This window comes from Virgifigura deserti, assembly GCA_003576685.1.
GTDB classification, from domain to species: Bacteria; Pseudomonadota; Alphaproteobacteria; order Dongiales; family Dongiaceae; genus Virgifigura; species Virgifigura deserti.
Genome location: QOZR01000001.1, coordinates 602635 through 620037 on the forward strand (window position 1 = coordinate 602635; position 17403 = coordinate 620037).

General features: G+C 65.9%; 18 protein-coding genes. 4 read left to right on the forward strand and 14 right to left on the reverse strand.

The window, feature by feature from the left end; translation table 11 throughout:
• Positions 1-42: 42 nt before the first annotated feature.
• From DT069_RS02920 to DT069_RS02950, 7 genes are all read right to left on the reverse strand, one after another.
• Positions 43-483, reverse strand: coding sequence for a DUF6285 domain-containing protein (locus tag DT069_RS02920; protein WP_119458888.1), 441 nt, complete (start codon positions 481-483; stop codon positions 43-45).
• Positions 480-1559, reverse strand: coding sequence for a phosphotransferase family protein (locus DT069_RS02925; RefSeq protein WP_162912945.1), 1080 nt, complete (start codon positions 1557-1559; stop codon positions 480-482). Before DT069_RS02925 ends, DT069_RS02920 begins: the two co-directional genes overlap by 4 nt.
• Positions 1550-2749 carry an acyl-CoA dehydrogenase family protein gene (locus DT069_RS02930; RefSeq protein WP_119458744.1) on the reverse strand — a complete coding sequence of 400 codons (1200 nt, stop codon included), beginning with the start codon at positions 2747-2749 and terminating at the stop codon, positions 1550-1552. Before DT069_RS02930 ends, DT069_RS02925 begins: the two co-directional genes overlap by 10 nt.
• Before the next feature lie 18 nt (positions 2750-2767).
• Positions 2768-3535, reverse strand: a complete 768-nt coding sequence (locus DT069_RS02935; protein ID WP_425449956.1) for an SDR family NAD(P)-dependent oxidoreductase — start codon at positions 3533-3535, stop codon at positions 2768-2770.
• Positions 3536-3554: 19 nt separating this feature from the next.
• Entirely contained in the window at positions 3555-3839 is a 285-nt protein-coding gene (locus tag DT069_RS02940; protein ID WP_119458746.1) for a chorismate mutase, read from the reverse strand.
• 106 nt (positions 3840-3945) lie between these two features.
• Complete coding sequence (locus DT069_RS02945) at positions 3946-4260, reverse strand: hypothetical protein (protein ID WP_119458747.1); 315 nt, start codon at positions 4258-4260, stop codon at positions 3946-3948.
• A gap of 19 nt (positions 4261-4279) precedes the next feature.
• Positions 4280-5980, reverse strand: a complete 1701-nt coding sequence (locus DT069_RS02950; protein WP_119458890.1) for an acyl-CoA synthetase — start codon at positions 5978-5980, stop codon at positions 4280-4282.
• Between the two features lie 135 nt (positions 5981-6115).
• Here DT069_RS02950 and DT069_RS02955 point away from each other — a divergent pair, with 135 nt between their 5' ends.
• Positions 6116-6787, forward strand: a complete 672-nt coding sequence (locus DT069_RS02955; RefSeq protein ID WP_119458748.1) for a DsbA family oxidoreductase — start codon at positions 6116-6118, stop codon at positions 6785-6787.
• Positions 6788-6820: 33 nt separating this feature from the next.
• Here DT069_RS02955 and mfd read toward each other — a convergent pair whose 3' ends face one another.
• Together mfd and DT069_RS02965 are read right to left on the reverse strand one after the other, a co-directional pair.
• Positions 6821-10348 carry a transcription-repair coupling factor gene (gene mfd / locus DT069_RS02960; RefSeq protein WP_119458749.1) on the reverse strand — a complete coding sequence of 1176 codons (3528 nt, stop codon included), beginning with the start codon at positions 10346-10348 and terminating at the stop codon, positions 6821-6823.
• Positions 10345-10617 carry an FAD assembly factor SdhE gene (locus DT069_RS02965; RefSeq protein ID WP_119458750.1) on the reverse strand — a complete coding sequence of 91 codons (273 nt, stop codon included), beginning with the start codon at positions 10615-10617 and terminating at the stop codon, positions 10345-10347. The genes mfd and DT069_RS02965 overlap by 4 nt, the downstream gene beginning before the upstream one ends.
• Before the next feature lie 86 nt (positions 10618-10703).
• Between DT069_RS02965 and recG the strand changes: the two genes are divergently transcribed.
• Positions 10704-12785 (forward strand): ATP-dependent DNA helicase RecG, encoded by a 2082-nt coding sequence (gene recG, locus DT069_RS02970; protein ID WP_119458751.1) that lies wholly within the window; start codon positions 10704-10706, stop codon positions 12783-12785.
• On the opposite strand, the gene DT069_RS02975 is transcribed toward recG, so the two are convergent.
• Positions 12786-13568, reverse strand: coding sequence for a DUF502 domain-containing protein (locus tag DT069_RS02975; RefSeq protein WP_119458752.1), 783 nt, complete (start codon positions 13566-13568; stop codon positions 12786-12788).
• Between the two features lie 182 nt (positions 13569-13750).
• Between DT069_RS02975 and DT069_RS02980 the strand changes: the two genes are divergently transcribed.
• Together DT069_RS02980 and DT069_RS02985 are read left to right on the forward strand one after the other, a co-directional pair.
• Positions 13751-14806, forward strand: coding sequence for a type III polyketide synthase (locus DT069_RS02980; RefSeq protein ID WP_119458753.1), 1056 nt, complete (start codon positions 13751-13753; stop codon positions 14804-14806).
• The gene (locus DT069_RS02985; RefSeq protein ID WP_119458754.1) at positions 14803-15327 is read left to right on the forward strand and encodes an isoprenylcysteine carboxyl methyltransferase family protein; all 525 of its coding nucleotides are present in this window, start codon (positions 14803-14805) and stop codon (positions 15325-15327) included. The genes DT069_RS02980 and DT069_RS02985 overlap by 4 nt, the downstream gene beginning before the upstream one ends.
• Here the strand turns inward: DT069_RS02985 and DT069_RS02990 are convergent.
• From DT069_RS02990 to DT069_RS03005, 4 genes are all read right to left on the reverse strand, one after another.
• Entirely contained in the window at positions 15315-15914 is a 600-nt protein-coding gene (locus DT069_RS02990; RefSeq protein WP_119458755.1) for a CC0125/CC1285 family lipoprotein, read from the reverse strand. The two genes, DT069_RS02985 and DT069_RS02990, sit on opposite strands and share 13 nt — an antisense overlap.
• 98 nt (positions 15915-16012) lie before the next feature.
• A complete protein-coding gene (locus DT069_RS02995; RefSeq protein ID WP_119458756.1) occupies positions 16013-16492 on the reverse strand; it encodes a hypothetical protein in 480 nt (159 codons plus the stop codon).
• A 154-nt stretch (positions 16493-16646) separates the two neighbouring features.
• Positions 16647-16913: a hypothetical protein gene (locus DT069_RS03000; protein WP_119458757.1), complete on the reverse strand. Its 267-nt coding sequence runs from the start codon at positions 16911-16913 to the stop codon at positions 16647-16649.
• A gap of 25 nt (positions 16914-16938) precedes the next feature.
• The gene (locus DT069_RS03005; protein WP_119458758.1) at positions 16939-17157 is read right to left on the reverse strand and encodes a dodecin; all 219 of its coding nucleotides are present in this window, start codon (positions 17155-17157) and stop codon (positions 16939-16941) included.
• Positions 17158-17403: the final 246 nt, after the last annotated feature.

The following is a 17403-nucleotide window of genomic DNA, read 5'->3' on the forward strand; positions in this document are numbered from 1 at the left end:
CTCCCGCTCCTCCCGGTTGAACCGCGGGGGAGCGGGACCGCGTCAGCGGGAGGATGTAGGGGAGGATATAGGGTCGGAATAGGGTAGAGCCTTCGGATTGCTGATCCTGAGCCGTGCCAGGACGCTCGCGCGGAGATAGGCCTGTACGGCATCGCGACGGGCATCGGCGGCATCGAACCGGCCGCCGCGGATATCCTCGGCCAATCGATGCTCGAGATCGGCGAGCCTCTGCTGCAGCACGGCCGCCACAGCTCCAAGGTCGACCGGCTCGTCATAGAGGGCGGCCAGGTCGTTCAGAGCGGTGCGGACCGGTTCATCGCCGGCCTCCAACTCGCGCGCGGCGATCGCCATGGCATTGGCGATCATGCGCGCGTCATATCGCCGCTCGGGCGGCAGCAAAGAGAGCAGGTTGTCGATCAGCAGCCGGCGCGCCTCGGCAAGAAGCTCGGCGCCGGTCGGCCGATCCGTCGGATCCGCTATCATGCGGCCCACCCTTGCGCTTTCTCGATCAAGTCGAGGATCTCCAGCTCAAGCTCCGGAAGGATCCGGCCGGTGAGAGCGAGTTCGAGGGACGGCTCGCCCCCCGCGATATGACGCTCCGCCTGCTGCAGCGCGATCACCGCCCAGCGGACATGCGCCATCACCTCCCAGTAATGAACGGCAACTGGATCGATCCGGCGACCGGACGCGGCCTCATAGCCACGATAGAACGGCGCCCGGGGCGCAATCCCGCCGGCTTCCTTGTCGATTGCGCCGAAGCGCCAGCATTTGGCGCAGAACCAGCCGATGTCGGCCATCGGGTCGCCCCAGGCGCAGAACTCCCAATCGAGGATGGCCGTCAGTCCAGTCTCGTCCACAAGATAATTGCCGGTTCGGAAGTCCTGATGGACCAGCACGATCTCCCCAGCCGGCGGCGCATTCAGCTCCAGCCAGCGCAACCCCCATTCCAGAACCGGATAAGACGCGTCCTGCTCGTCGAGATAGCGACGGTAGCGGGCGACATGATCGAATGCCGGGCTGAGCCGCGGCAGGGCGAGGAACTTCGGAGCGTTGGCCGATTCGGGCGTGATCGAATGAATGCGCGCCAGCTCTCTCCCGAGCCGCTCGGCCAGCCGGTCGCGCGATCCGCCCAGCCCGGGCTCGCGCACGATCCGATGCCCCGCCGCCACTCCGGGCACCCGTCGCATCATGTAGAAGTCGCGGCCGAGGATGGCCTTGTCGGTGCAGAGCCACAGCGGCTCGGGCACGGTCACGCCCGCGTCCCGCGCCAGCCGCAGCAGCCGGAACTCCTCGGCCCGGCCATGACTGACGGCGACCCGCGACGGTGCATCGGTCCGCAGGACAAGCGTCTCACGGCTGCCGAGTGAACTGTAGGACGGAAGGCCGGACAGCTCGACATCGACGGCCCAGTTTTCCTGGATTGCGCCGCCGCGCAGCGGCGTCATGTTGAGAACGCGCGCCGTCGTGGCGCCGCTCGCGGAGATGATGAGGCGGGCCAGCCGTTCCCGCCTGCCGCCGTCCGCACCCCCATTCCCTACGGCCCCACTGGCTACGACCATATCCAGAAATCCCGCCCCTCGCCCATATAGGTTCGCGCGAGCACCATCTTGTGCACTTCGGAGGCGCCATCCACGAGCCGCGCCTGGCGCGCATAGCGGTACATCCATTCGAGCGGCGTATCCTTCGAATAGCCGCGGGCGCCGCAGAGCTGGATCGCGGTGTCGACCGCCTTCTGCAGCGTGTCGGCGACCTGGATCTTCGCCATCGACACCTCCTTGCGGGCCCGCTCGCCCCGGTCGAGCTTCCAGGCCGCCTTCATCGTCAGCAGCCGGCCGACCTCGATCGCCATGGCCGCCTCCCCCAGCATCCATTGAACGCCTTCATGGTCCTGCAGCTTGGCGCCGAAGCTGTTTCTGTCGCGGATGTAATCACCGGCGATCTCCAGCGCACGCTCGGCCATGCCGAGCCAGCGCATGCAATGGGTGAGGCGCGCCGTGCCGAGCCGGATCTGCGTCAGCTTCAGTCCGTCGCCCACCTCCATCAGCCGGTTCTCATCGGGAATTTCCAAGCCGTCGAACCGCAGCTCGCAATGGCCGCCATGCTCTTCCGGGCCCATGATCGGAATGCGGCGCAGGATCTCCCAGCCCGGCTGGTCGCGGTCGAACAGAAAGGCGGTGAGGCCCTTGCGGGAATCGTCCGAGGTGCGCGCGACCAGGATGAAATGCTGCGCGACGCCGGCGCCGGTGATGAACCATTTATGGCCGTTCACGACCCAGCGGTCGCCCCGCCTCTCAGCCTGCGTCCGCATCATCCCGGCCGGGTCCGATCCCGCGCCGGGGCTGGGTTCGGTCATGGCGAAGGCCGAGCGGACGCGACCGTCGACGATCGGTTGCAGCCAACGCTCCTTCTGCGCTTCGGTCGCTACCTTCTCGAGCACCATCATATTGCCGTCATCCGGTGCGGCGCAGTTGAAGACGATCGGGCCGAAGATCGACCGTCCCATCTCCTCGTAGCAGGCCGCCATGCCGACGACGGACAGCCCCTGCCCGCCCCGCGCCTTCGGGATCTGCAAGGCCCACAGCCCCTCCGCCTTGGACCGTTCCTGGAGCGGCGCCAGCAACGCCGGGGCGATGTTCTCATGCCCGTCATAGCTCGCCGGGTCGGCTTCCAGAGGCAGGATATGCTCGCCCACGAAGGCGCGGACCCGCCGTCGGTAGTCGTCGATCTCAGGCGCCAGGCGGAAATCCACGGGTCCTATCTCACGGTTTCAGAGGCCGACACTGTGTCCGCCATCCACGGTAATCACGCCGCCGGTCATATAGGCGGAAGCGTCGGAGGCGAGCAAGAGCAGCGCACCGTCGAGATCTTCCGGCCGGCCGAAGCGGCGCTGCGGAATGCTTTTCAGCATCGCCTGACCGGCTGTGCTCGACAAGAACTCGTGGTTCAGCTCGGTGTCGAAATAGCCGGGCGCGATGGCGTTGACGCGGATGTCGTGCCGCGCCAGCTCCACCGCCATCGACCGGGTCAGATGGATCAGCCCGGCTTTCGAGGCGCCGTAGGCCGCGACCTGACTCGCCGCCCGCAGCCCCAGAATCGATGCGATATTGACGATGCTGCCGCCATGGCCGAGGCGGATCATGTGGCGCGCCACCTCCTGGGCGACGAGCCAAGCCCCCTTCAGGTTCGTATCGATGACGCGGTCCCAATCCGCCTCGTCCTGTTCGAGCATCGGCTTGGCGCCGGCGACCCCGGCATTATTCACCAGGATGGTAATCGCCCCGAGTTCGGTTTCCGCAGCGGCGACCGCATCGCGGACGCTGACCGGATCGGTCACATTCAGGATCACCGGGAACGCCCGGCCGTCGAACGCCTCGATCTCGCGGGCGACATCCGCCAGCCGGTCGCCGCGCCGCGCCGCCAGCGCGACCTTGGCGCCGGCGCGGGCCAGCGTGAGGGCGAAGCGGCGGCCGAGCCCGCTCGACGCCCCCGTCACGAGCGCCGCGTGGCCCGAAAGATCAAAGGGGTTCTCCGCCAACAGACTGTCTCCCGGCCGCTCAGGCGGCATCCGCCTCGATAATCTCCTCCTCGAGCCGGCAGGCCGCCTTGATGATCAGGTCATAGAGGGCGCGGACAAGCTCCGGGTCGAGATCCTGCGTCGCCGCAAGCGCCGCGCAGCGGGACTTCACGACGTCGATGCGCTCCGGCAGGACCGCGGGAATGCCGTGCTTTCCCTTATAGGCGGCAACCTTGCGAACGACCGCGAACCGTCGCGCCAATTGGGCGACCACCACCTCGTCGATCGCATCGATCTCCTGCCGAAGGTTATCCAACTCCGTCATGCCCGCTCTTCTCCTTGGTCCTTCAATCCGGGTCCTACCGATCCCGCTCCGTCGCCGCAAGGTCTAGCACATCGATCCGGGCTCCCGCAGTACCGGAACAGCGCCATCAGGCCAGCAGCCGCTTGCGCGTGCGAAACAAATAGAGCGACCCGGCCGCCGTGGCCGCGAACACGCTGACCGACTCCCACCAATAGGTGTAAGCAAGCAGGCCTGTCAGCGTCCAGGACAACAGGACGCCGACCGAGACGACCTGGTTGACCAGGAAGCAGATCAGGCGCAGCCAGGGAATCCCGCTCCGCCAAACCGCTATTCCGGTAAAGGTGAAGATGATCAGCCAGGCGAAGTAGAGGATCAGATTGCCGAGACTGAAGGGATTGAGCTGATCCAGGACTCCGGTGGCGGCAATTCCAAGACTGGTCATGGGCGGCAACTTTCGGCCATCATTGTCGATTAGTCCCCTTGGCGGGCACCTTGGCGCCCGCCGCCGAGAGCGTGCGCGCCTGCTCCCGGAGGAGGTATTTCTGGATCTTGCCGGTCGAGGTCTTCGGCAGCGGGCCGAAGATCACGGTCCTCGGCACCTTGAAGTGCGCCATGTTGTCGCGACACCAGGCGATCAGCGCGTCGGCGCCGACGCCGTGCGTCCCTTCCTTCAGCGTGACGAAGGCGCAGGGACTCTCCCCCCAGATCTCGTCGGGGCGGGCGACCACGGCGGCCTCCGACACCTGCGGATGGCGATACAGGACCTCCTCGACCTCGAGACTCGAGATATTCTCGCCGCCGGAGATGATGATGTCCTTGGAGCGATCCTTGATCTCGACATAGCCGTCCGGATGCCGCGTCGCCAGGTCGCCGGTGTGGAACCATCCGCCGCGCAGCGCGGCCTCGGTGGCCTGCGGGTTCTTCAGATAGCCCTTCATCACCGAGTTGCCGCGGAGCATCAGCTCGCCGACCGTCTGCCCGTCGCGCGGCAGTTCCGCCATCGTCTCGGGGTCGGCGACCATCAGCGTCTCGAAGGTCGGATAGGTGACGCCCTGGCGCGCCATCATCCGCGCCCGCTCGTCGGCGGAGAACCCGTCCCAAGGTTCCTGCCAGGCGCAGATCGTCGACGGCCCGTAGGTCTCGGTCAGCCCGTAGAGATGGGTGACGCGAAAGCCGTTGCGCTCCATCGCGGCGATCACCGCGCTCGGCGGCGCGGCGCCGCCGGTCGCCACCTCCACGCTGTGATCGAACCGGACCTTGGCCGAATCCGGCGCGTGGGCCAGCATGTTGAGCACGATCGGCGCCCCGCAGAGATGGGTGACGCCGTGCCGCGCGATCATCCGGTAGACAGCCGCGGGCTCGACACGCCGCAAGCAGACATGGGTCGCCGCCGCCGCCGTCACCCCCCAGGTGAAGGACCAGCCGTTGCAATGGAACATCGGCAGGGTCCAGAGATAAACGGACCGGTCGGTCAGGCCGAAGGCCAGGACGTCGCCGATCGCGTTCAGATAGGCGCCGCGATGATGGTAGACCACGCCCTTGGGGTTGCCGGTCGTGCCCGAGGTGTAGTTCAGCGAGATCGCCTGCCATTCGTCGATGGGCGGTGTCCCCACATGGTCCGGGTCGCCGGAGGCGAGGAACTCTTCATACTCGATCTCGCCGAGCCGCCGTCCGCCGCTCTGAGAATAGTCAGCTACGGGATCGTCGATATCGACCAGCAAGGGCGGATGGTCCAGCGTCTCCAGCGCCTGCGCCGTGACGTCGGAGAACTCGCAGTCGGCGATCAGCACCTTGGCCTCGCCATGATCCAGGCAGAAGGCGACGGTGCCGGCATCGAGCCGGATATTGAGCGCGTTCAGCACAGCTCCCAGCATCGGCACCGCGTAATGGGCTTCCAGCGTCGCCGGAATATTGCCCGCCAGCAGCGCGACAGTATCGCCCTTGCCGACGCCGCGACGTGCCAGGGCACTCGCCAACCGGCGGCATCGTTCGCGGAACGTCGCATAGCTGAAGACCCGGTCGCCGTGGATCACGGCCGGCTTGTTAGGATAGATGGTCGCGGCACGGTTCAGGAAACTGAGCGGCGTCAGCGGCACATAGTTGGCCGGCGTCTTCTCCAAATCCCGATCGAAGAGTCCCCCGGCCCGGCCCGGATCAGCCATCATCCCGTCCCTCCCCTGCGCCCACACCATAATGTGGGCCTTGGCCCTTCCACGGTATGGTCCCGTGCCCTACTCTAAAGGTCAAGATTGTCTGATCGAGGAACCTCAGCCTATGACGGCGGAGGTGAGCGAAACGTGAAGCTGGATATCTTCTCCGATACGATCTGCCCATGGTGCTTCATCGGCAAACGACGCCTGGAGCGGGCGCTTGCCGCGCGACCGCAGCCGGGTCTGACGATCCGCTGGCGGGCCTTCCAGCTCAACCCGACTATGCCGCTGGAAGGCATGGACCGGCGGCACTATTTCGATGCCAAGTTCGGCAGCGCCGAGCGGGCGTCGCGGATCTATGACGCGATGCGGGCCGCCGGCGCGGCGGAGGGGATCGCTTTCGCGTTCGAGCGAATCGAACGAACGCCGAACACCCTCAAGTCCCACCGTCTGCTCCGGCTCGCGGCGACGCATGGGCGGCAGGAGCAGTTGCTCGAGGCCCTGTTCCGCGTCTATTTTCTCGAAGGTCGCGATATCAGCGACACGGCGGTTCTGCTCCATGTCGCGGCAGATGCCGGGCTAGAGAGTGCGTACGTCGCCGACTGGCTCGACGGCGACGCCGAAGCGGAGGCCGCACTGGCCGAGGACATGCTGGCCCGCCGCCATGGCATCAATGGGGTCCCCTGCTTCGTCTTCAACGGCCGCTTCGCGCTCTCCGGCGCCCAGGAACCCGAGGCGCTGTTCCAGCTCTTCGACCTCGCCCGCGAGGACGACGCCCGGCAGCGCGAGGAAGAGCTAGCCGCCGCGCAGGTCTCCTAATCTCCCTCTCCCACAAGGGGGAGAGGGATTTTCTCACGCCGCGATGTTGGCCAGATTCTGCATCAGCCGATGCACTCCGGCGACGCGGCTGCGGGAATTGTCCCAGGGCTGACGGTAGACCAGCTTGTGGTCCGGGCGGAGGCTGATCTCGTTGCGGCTCCGGTTGATGAACTCGACGAGCTGCGCCGGCTTGGCGAACCGGTTGTTGCGGAAGGAGAGGACGGCGCCCTTCGGCCCGGCCTCCACCCGATCGATGCCGGCATCCCGGCACAGGCGCTTGATCGCGATGATCTCGAGCAGGTTCTCGACCTCGGGCGGCAGCGGACCGAAGCGGTCGATCATTTCGGCCGCGAAAGCATCGATCTCGGCGCGGTCGACCAGCGTCGCGATCCGTCGATAGAGCCCAAGCCGGACGCCGAGATCGGCGACATAGCCCTCCGGAATCAAGACGGAGGTGCCGATACTGATCTGCGGTGTCCATTCCTCGGCCGGCGCCGCCGCGCCCGGTGTCCCGCGCGCTTCCGCAATCGCCTCCTCGAGCATGTGCTGATAAAGCTCGATTCCGACCTCGCGGATATGGCCCGACTGCTCGTCGCCCAACAGATTGCCGGCGCCGCGGATGTCGAGATCGTGGCTCGCCAGCGTGAAGCCGGCACCCAGCGTGTCGAGCGTCTGCATCACCTGTAGGCGTTTCTGCGCGGTTTCCGAGAGCACCCGGTTCGGGGGCAGCGTCAAATAGGCATAGCCGCGCTGCTTCGAACGACCGATCCGGCCGCGCAACTGATAGAGCTGCGCAAGGCCGAACATATCCGATCGATGAATGATCATCGTGTTGGCGGTCGGGATATCGAGGCCCGATTCGATGATGTTCGTCGACAGCAGCAGGTCGTAGGCGCCGTCATAGAAGGCCGTCATCGCCTTCTCGAGCTGCGTTGCCGACATGCGGCCATGCGCGGTGATGACCTTGATTTCGGGTACCAGTTTGCGCAGGCGCTCGGCGACCCTGTCGAGATCCTCGATCCGCGGACAGACATAGAAGACCTGCCCGCCACGGTAATGCTCGCGCAGGATTGCCTCACGCACGACGACCGGATCGTAGGGCAGGACGAAGGTCCGCACCGCCAAACGGTCGACCGGGGGCGTCGCGATCAGGCTCATCTCACGCACCCCCGAAAGGGCGAGCTGCAGCGTGCGCGGAATCGGCGTCGCCGTCAGGGTGAGAACATGGACGTCGGCGCGCAGCTCCTTCAGCCGCTCCTTCTGGCCGACGCCGAAATGTTGCTCCTCGTCGACGATCAGCAGGCCGAGATTGGCAAACTCGACGGATTTGGCGAGGATCGCATGGGTGCCGATGACGATGTTCACCGTTCCGGCCTTCAGTTCCTCGCGGATCTCCGCCGCTTCGCGCGCCGTCACCATCCGGGACAATTGCCGGATGCGAACCGGCAGGCCGGCGAAGCGCTCGGTGAAGGTGCGGAAATGCTGCCGGCACAGCAGGGTCGTGGGCGTGACGACGGCGACCTGATAGCCCGCCATTGCCGCGACGAAGGCGGCGCGCAGACCGACCTCGGTCTTGCCGAACCCGACATCGCCGCAGATCAGGCGGTCCATCGGCCGGCCCGAGGCGAGATCGGCCAGCACCTCGTCGATCGCGCGCTGCTGATCCTCGGTTTCTGGATAGGGGAAGCGCGCGGAAAACTCGCCATACAGTCCTTCCGCCGGCTGCATCGCGTCGCCGGGCTTGACGGCCCGCAGGGCGGCGGTCCGGATCAGCTGGTCGGCGATCTCCATGATGCGCTTCTTGACGCGCGCCTTCCGGGCCTGCCAAGCGGTGCCGCCCAGCCGGTCCAGCACGACAATCGCGTCCTCCGCGCGATAGCGGGACAGCACTTCGATGTTCTCGACCGGGACGAACAGCTTGTCGCCGCCGTCATAGAGGACGCGCAGGCAGTCATGCGGGGCGCCGCCGACCTCCAGCGTCTCCAGCCCGTCATAGCGGCCGATCCCATGCTCGACATGAACGACGTAGTCGCCCTCGCCGAAGTTCGAGAGCTCGGCAAGGAACTGGTCGGTCTGCCGGCGTTTCTTTGCGGGACGGGTGAGCCGGTCGCCGAGGATATCCTGCTCGCCGAGGACCACGACGTCCTCGGCCGCGAATCCGTTCTCAAGCCCGAGAACGGCGAAGGCCACCATATGGATGGGGAGCGCGCTCGCCTCGCGCCAGTCCGCCGCCTTCTGCTGCCGCTCAAGCCCGTGTTCGCGCAGCAGGTGCGAGAGCCGGTCGAGCGAGCCGGCGCTGTAGCAGGCGATCGCGACCCGGCGTCCAGCCTGCTGCTCGGCCTCGACGGTGGATCGAACCGCGTCGTACAGATTGACGTCTTGCTGGGCGCGTGCTTCGGCGAAGTCGCGCCCGGGCCGGCCGCCGGCGTCGATGATGTTCGGCACGTCGTCCGGTGCGGCGAAAGGCGACAGCGCCCCCACTGGACGCCGGGACAGCATGTCGTCCCATTCGGCCGGCGTCAGATAGAGCCGGTTGGGCGGGAGCGGCTTATAGACCGCGGACCCGCTGGCCGCCTCCGCTCTCTGGAGCTGCGCCCGGGCCTCATAGAAATCGGCGATCATCTCGAAGCGCGCTCCGCACGCCTCGTCGGCCTGATAATCCAGGGTGACCGTCGCTTCCGGAACGTAGTCCAGCACGGTTTCCAGCCCGGTGTGGAAAAGCGGGAGCCAGTGCTCCATCCCGGCGAAAGGCCGGCCGGCGCTGACCGCTTCATACAGCGGGTCCTCGCCGCTGACGACTCCGAACTCGCCGCGGTAACCGGAGCGGAACCGCTCGATCGACTCCGGATCGAGGCGAGCCTCGTTGATGGGCTTGAGGGCGAAGCCGTCGATCTTTCCCGCGCTGCGCTGGGTCAGCGGATCGAAGCTGCGGATCTCCTCAATTTCATCGCCGAAGAAGTCGAGGCGCAGCGGTGCCTCCGTGCCCACCGGGAAGAGGTCGACGATGCCGCCACGCACGGCATACTCGCCGGCCTCGCTCACCGTCTCGGCGCGCAGATAGCCGTTCCGGGCAAGGAACGCGACGAGGTTGTCGGGGCCGATGGTCGCGCCGACCGCAACCGCCAGGACCGCCCCCTCGAAGCTCGCCCGCGCCGGCACCCGCTGCAGAACGGCGGCGACGGTGGCGAGCAGGATCCGGGGGCGGCGTCCGGCCCCCACCTCCTGCTCCGCTTCGCCTCGCGGCGCGATCAGCCGCGTCAGCGTGTCGATTCGTCGGCTGACGATGTCGCGGTGCGGCGAAACCCGGTCATAGGGCAGGCAATCCCAGGCCGGAAAGGTGAGAACCTCGACCTCCGGCGCGAAGAATGCGAGCGCCTCCGCCAACCGCGCCATGCGCACATCGTCGCGCGCGACGTGCAGCAAGTCGGCGGCCCGCCCATCCTGCGCGGCTCCCCGGATCGACTGGACCAGTCGGCCGAGGAACAGGGCGTCATACCCCTCCGGGGCTCCTGCGACCAGCGTACGGCCGGGAGAGGACAGTTTCGGAATACGTGAACTCAAGATCGTGCTTCGTGAACCTTGAAGCTTTTCAACAGCTTCATGACATCATGGTCGAATGCCGTGGGCACCGGCGCGCGCCCGGCGATCCAGTTATAGAGATCAGGGTCGCTGTTTTCCAACAGCGCGGCGTACCGGTCAAGCTGTTCCGCCGACATGGCGCCGAGATGGGCATCGGCGAAGCGGCCGAAGATGAGATCGGTCTCCCGGGTGCCGCGATGCCAGCTACGATAGCGCAGCCGCTTGCGGCGCCGCTCCAGAACGTCTTCCATCGCTCAGCTTAGATCTTCCTCGGACACCGGGGTAAGATATAGAAGCGAACTCCGTTCTGTCAGCACCCACGATCGAGAACCTGCCCTTGCGCCCCGAAATTCTCTATCCGCTCTTTGCTCCGGTAACCACGCTGCCTGGCGTCGGCCCGCGCTTTGGCAAGCTTATCGAGCGGCTGGCCGGTCCGGAGGTGGTGTCCCTGTGCTGGCACCTGCCGAGCGGGCTGATCGATCGCCGTTTCGCGCCGACGCTGGCCGAGGCGCCAGCCGGGGCGATCGTGACCCTGACCCTGCGGGTCGACGCCCACCTCGCCCCCGCGAGCCGGCGCCATCCCTACAAGGTCCGGTGTCATGACAAGACAGGGTTCATTCATCTCGTCTTCTTCCATGCCCGGCCCGAATATCTGGGCCGGATGCTGCCGGAAGGCGAGGTCCGGGTCGTCAGCGGCAAGCTGGAACGGTTCGGGGCGGAGTGGCAGATGACCCACCCCGACTATATCGTGGCGCCCGCCGACGGCGAGAAGCTGCGGGCGATCGAGCCGGTCTATCCGATGACCGCCGGGCTACCCTCGAAGGCTCTCCAGAAGGCCGTCGAGGGCGCTCTCGACCGGATTCCGGATCTGCCCGAATGGCTCGAGCCGAGCTACCTGAAGCGACAGGGCTGGCCGGCATGGCGGCAGGCCCTCCTGGCCGCGCATCGGCCGCAGGGCGAGGCCGATCTTTCGCCGGAGACGCCGGCGCGCCAGCGCTTGGCCTTCGATGAGCTTCTGGCCAACCAGCTTGCGCTCGCCCTGGTGCGTGCCCAGCAACGCAAGCTGCCCGGACGCCCCGTTTCCGGTGACGGCCGCCTTCAGGAGAAGGCGCTGGCCGCCCTTCCCTTCGCCCTCACCGGTTCGCAGCGGCTGGCGCTCGCCGAGATCGCCGGGGACATGGCTTCGGGCAGCCGGATGCTGCGCCTGCTGCAGGGTGACGTCGGCAGCGGCAAGACGATCGTTGCGCTTCTGGCGATGCTGATTGCGGTCGAATCCGGCGCGCAGGCCGCCCTGCTGGCTCCGACCGAGATCCTCGCTCGCCAGCATTTCAACACCATCGCCCCACTGGCGGAGGCCGCCGGCGTCGGGATCGCGCTACTGACCGGACGCGACAAGGGCAAGGCCAGAACCCGGATACTGGCCGGCCTGGCGAGCGGCGAGACGGCCCTGGCGGTCGGCACGCACGCCTTGTTCCAGGAGGATGTCGATTTCCGCGATCTCGCCCTCGCCGTGATCGACGAGCAGCATCGGTTCGGCGTGCATCAGCGCCTGTCGCTCGCCGGCAAGGGGCGCGCGGCCGACGTTCTGGTTATGACCGCGACACCGATTCCGCGGACGCTGATGCTGACATCCTATGGCGATCTCGACGTGTCGCGCCTGACCGAAAAGCCGGCCGGCCGGAAACCGATCGACACGCGGACGCTGCCCCTCGACCGGCTTGACGACGTGGTGGATGCGGTCGATCGGGCCGTGCGGCAGGGGGCGCGGGTCTATTGGGTTTGTCCCCTGGTCGAGGAGTCGGAATCCATCGATATCGCCGCCGTCGCGGAGCGGCATGCGCATCTCGTCGGGCGCTTCGGCGCGCGTGTCGGCCTCGTCCATGGCCGCCTGAAAGGGCCGGAGAAGGATGCCGTCATGGCTGCCTTCGCCGAGGGGCGCCTCGATATTCTGGTCGCTACGACAGTGATCGAAGTGGGTGTCGACGTCCCGGCAGCGACCGTGATGGTCATCGAGCATGCCGAGCGGTTCGGTCTTTCGCAGCTCCATCAACTGCGCGGCCGCATCGGGCGCGGCGGCGAACGCTCGACCTGCCTGCTGCTCTATCAGGGACCGCTGGGCGCCGCGGCGAAGGCGCGCCTCAAGATCATGCGGGAAACCGAGGATGGCTTCCGGATCGCGGAGGAGGACCTCAAGCTGCGTGGCGCCGGCGAGCTGCTCGGCACCCGCCAAAGCGGCCTGCCCGTCTTCAAGATGGCGGACTTGGCGATCCATGGCGAGCTTCTCGCCGCCGCGCGGGACGATGCCCGCCTGATCCTCGACCGCGACCCAACGCTCACCGGCGCCCGCGGCCAGGCGCTTCGGACCCTGCTCTATCTCTTCGAGCGCGACGCCGTGGTCAAGACGGTGCGCTCTGGATGACTATTCGCTTGCCGCGCGAATCTCGGGTTCGAGCACGGGCGGCGGCATCCGCGAAGGAATCCGCTTGCCGCGCTTAGACGGCGGCCGCATGTCGGGCGGCGTGACGATTCCGCCGGACACGACCATCTTGATGCCCTCCTCGATCGTCATGCTGAGATAGACGAGATCGCGCCGCGGCACGAACAGCAGGAACCCGGAGGTGGGATTGGGCGTCGTCGGCAGGAACACATTTATGACCTCGTCCTCGGTCAGTTCCTGCACCTCCCCTTCGGTCGTGCCGGTGATGAATCCGACCGCCCAGATGCCGCGGCGCGGATATTCGACGAGAACGACTTCGCGGAACGCCTGTGACTGATTCGCCAGCACCGTCTCGAAGATCTGCTTCGTCGCGCCGTAGATGCTGCGGATCACGGGCATGCGAGCCAGAGCCCGCTCGCTCAACCGGACGAACATCCGTCCGACATATCCAGCCGTCGTCGCCCCAATCAGGGTCAGGGTGACGATCGCGATGACCAGGCCGATGCCGGGAATGCTGAACGGCAGATAGGTCTCCGGATTATAGACGGGCGGGATGAGCGGCCGGACGCGGCTGTCCACGAACGAGATGAAGAGCCATGCCAGATAGAAGGTGATCGCCATCGGCGCGGTGATCAGGACGCCGGCCAGGAAGTAGGCCCGCAGCCGCGCGGCGAACCCGGGGCGAATCGGCGGCTTCGGCTTCTCTCGTCCGCTCCGGTCGCCGCCTTCCGAGTCCGGTCTGTCTCGCTGCTTCTTTTTCGTCATTGCGCGATATGAGCCTCCTTGCCTGTTTCGCCCGATACTAAAGAAGCCGAAGGCGGAACGGAATGCAGCCTTTTGCACTATTTATAGTTAGCGGTTCCTGAACGTGCCGTGATCCGCTTTCGACGAAAGTTCGTAGAAGGGCTGCGTCGTCCTGAACGGCACCAGCACTCTTGGACGTATTCATGAATACCCCGCGTCTTCTGTCGCTTGCCACGGCGGTGCCACCTTTTGTCCTGCGTCAGCAGGAAGTGATGCAGTTATCGGAGCGGCTGTTCGATCGGCGGCGATCCGAAATCAATCGCCTGTTGCCGGTTTACAGCCATGCGGGAATCGAGACCCGCTACTCCTGCGTTCCAGTAGAATGGTATTTTGAGCCCCATGGCTGGCGGGAACGGGCGCAAATCTATGTCGAGAATGCCACCGCCCTCCTTGCCGAGGCGACGGGGCGCTGTTTGAAGCGCGCCGGCTGCGACCCCGCGGACGTGACTGGCCTGGTCGTCGCGTCCACCACGGGCATCGCCACCCCGAGCGTTGATGCCCTGCTGATGGAGCGGTTGGCGATGCGTCGCGACATGCGGCGGCTGCCGATCTTCGGCCTTGGCTGCGCCGGCGGAGTCATCGGCCTGTCGCACGCCGCGAACATGGCAAGGACAGCCGGATCGGGCAAGATTCTCTTCCTCGTCGTCGAACTCTGTGGCCTGACGTTCCGTTATGGCGATCACTCGAACAGCAATATCATCGCCACCGCGCTGTTCGGCGATGGCGCCGCCGCGGTGCTGATCGACAGCGCGGGAAATGATGCCGCTCCCGGCGTCGCTTTTGGTCCAGGGGGATCCCACACCTGGTCCGACTCTCTCGATGTCATGGGCTGGCGCATCGAGGAGGACGGCTTCGGCGTCTTGTTCTCGCGCGATATTCCCACGCTGGTCCATCGCGATCTCCGCGCAGCAACCGAAGGCTTTCTGCAAGCCCACGGACTTGGCATCGACGATCTCGACGGCCTCGTCTGCCACCCGGGCGGCGCCAAGGTGATCGATGCTATCGAGGCCGCTTTCGACCTCCCGTCGGACCGATTGGCGGAGGCACGCTCCGTGCTCCGAGACTACGGCAACATGTCGGCCGTGACCGTGCTCTTCGTGCTCGAGCGCATGCTCAGAAAGGGCATGGCTGGCCGCTACATGATGACGGCGCTGGGACCTGGATTCACGGCCGGCTTTCAACTGCTGGACATCCCGTGACGCTCGTCCAATGGATCGTCGCCCTGGTCGCCCTGCAGCGCGTCGCCGAACTGGTCCACGCCCGGCGCAACGCGGCCTGGCTGATCGCGCAAGGCGGGGTCGAGGCCGGCGCCGGCCATTATCCGATCATGGTGCTGCTTCACGCCGCTTGGCTTGCGGCGCTTTTCTTTTTCGTCCCGGCCGACGCGCCGATCATCTGGTGGCTGCTGGCGCTCTTTGTCCTTCTGCAGGCGGGCCGCGTCTGGGTGCTGATCACCCTGGGCCGGTTCTGGACCACGCGGATCATCACCCTGCCCGACGCACCGCTGATTTCCGGCGGCCCATATCGGTTCTGCCGTCATCCGAACTACGCGATCGTCGCGGCCGAGATTGCAATCCTGCCGCTCGCCTTCGGCGCCTGGGAGATCGCACTCCTGTTTTCGCTGCTGAACGGCCTGCTGCTGCTCTACCGGATCCGTATGGAGGATGCGGTCCTGTCACCGCGGCGCGCCGAAGGGGGCCGTCGAGGTCACCCCGGATAGGTCGCGTCGCCATAGGCTTCCCTGAGCCGGGCCGCCGTCGCCGCGGCGTCATAGCTGTCGCCGGTCTGCTCCTCTAGCATCTGAACCTTGAGAACCGCCGTCGCCTGGACCGAGGCACGGGACCGATAGCCGGTGCTGTAGGGATAGGGATAGTACGGGAAGCCGGGGTAATAGCGGCCGAACCGGTCATAGCCATAAAAGGGGTGATACGGCCAGAAGGGGGAAACCATCGGCTCGGTCCGTACGGTTACGGCAACGTTCCGATTGTCCTGCTCGACGGTAAAGGCCGGGAATCCCTCACGCATCGCCAGTTCCGCGGCGCGCCATAGGGCCAGGTCGAAGCTGCGCTGCCGCTGGGCTTCGATCTCTCCTGAGTCCTCCGGGGCGATGCTCGAGGTGCGCAGGCGGGGGCTGACATACCGGACCTCGTACCGGTCCGGCGCAAGCTGGGCTTCGGAGAAACCATAGCTACCGGTCTCCGCAAACGGCACCATCGCCGGCCGCGGCGGCGCTGTCGCGCAACCACCGGCCATGAACAGTGCCAGGAACGCCAGGCCCGTCGCCAACGTCCGGATGCTCTTGCGCATGTCAATAAGATTGGATGCGGCACCGCATTCCGCAATATGGCTGCAGACGAGACCTCCGTTAAGAGGCCGGAGATAAGGGGTGTGTTTGAAACCCGCCCCTACCTGCCGAAATAGCTCCGAAGCGACGCTGCCGTGGCATCGGACACATAATAGACGCCATCGAGCAGCGTCTTATGGTCCGCATCCCATGTCTCCGACCCATAATCCCACATGATCAGCGAGATGATCTTGTCCTCATCGCCGACGAGCCGCCGCAGCTTTCGCGTCACATTGCCTTCGAAGGTCGAGAGGGCACGCCAGTCCTCGTCGCCCGTGACCGCCAGAAGATCGCTCACGGTGACCCGACCGCTGTTGCCGGCGAAGAGCTCGAGGCGCTTCTTCGACTCCTTGCTCAGGCCCCGCATCAGCTTTCTTGTCAGATCGGGCGTCAGATCGTAAGGCGCGCGCCAGCGAAAGCCTTTCTTCGCGCGTTCGTCGCGCTTTGGCGGCGCATGCTCGCGCTGAATCAGGGCCCACAGCTCGGCCCGGGCCGATGAAGACAAGCGGTGCAGATCGGATTGGTCGATGATGAATTGCATGGTGGAGCGCCTCCCACAAAATTCGGCAATCCGCCAAGCTGGCGCGATACGTTCGAGATAGCCTGACCGAGCAAGTATGCTGCCGGGCGTTTCTCGACGCAATCGCCTTTGCACCGATCGCCTCCTCCCGCGCGCGCCCCCGATAGATCAGCTGTCAGCGGCGCCAAAGCGGCCGGCCGAGATTGAGAGTCTCCTGGTCCGTCGCGGCGCCGACCCCACCACCCACGGCTCCGCCGATGAGGGCGCCCGGGATCACGCCGAGCCCGCCGGCCAGCGCCCCGATTCCGGCGCCGGTCGCCGCGCCCGCCCCTGCTCCGCTCAAAGCACGGTCCTGCGTCGTGCTTCCGCAGGCTGCGAGGGACACGGCGCCGACCAGGAAGAGAGTGGCGCGAACGAGATTAACGAGCTTGTTTTCTTTCATTCATTCCCCCTAAATCGCATCCATCTCAGGTCATCGATTGCTCGATGGTGAATCCGATTTTCACGATGACCTGGTAGTGGGCGACACCGTCCTCCTTGATATGCCCTCTGATCTCCTTGACCTCGAACCAGCGAAGATGCTCGATCGATTGCGCCGTCTGGCTGATCGCGTTCTGGATGGCACCCTCGATCCCCTCGCTCGACGATCCGGACAGCTCGATGATCTTGTATGTATGGTCATGCATCGCAGCGCTCCAGAGTAATATTCGGAACAAGAACACGAACACGCTGCAACGTGGAACGTTCCGTGATAGATCTTGCGCTTGCGGTTACAGAATCGTCGGGGTGATAAGCGGCCGCTCGATCAAAGGGAACATGGCCTTCTGCCAGGCGTTGTCGAAACGTAGACAGGCCCTTATCGAAAGTCGCATCATGTTCGACCTTGACCGAATGCGCCGCATGAGACGGCGCACCATGATTTGGCACCGAAG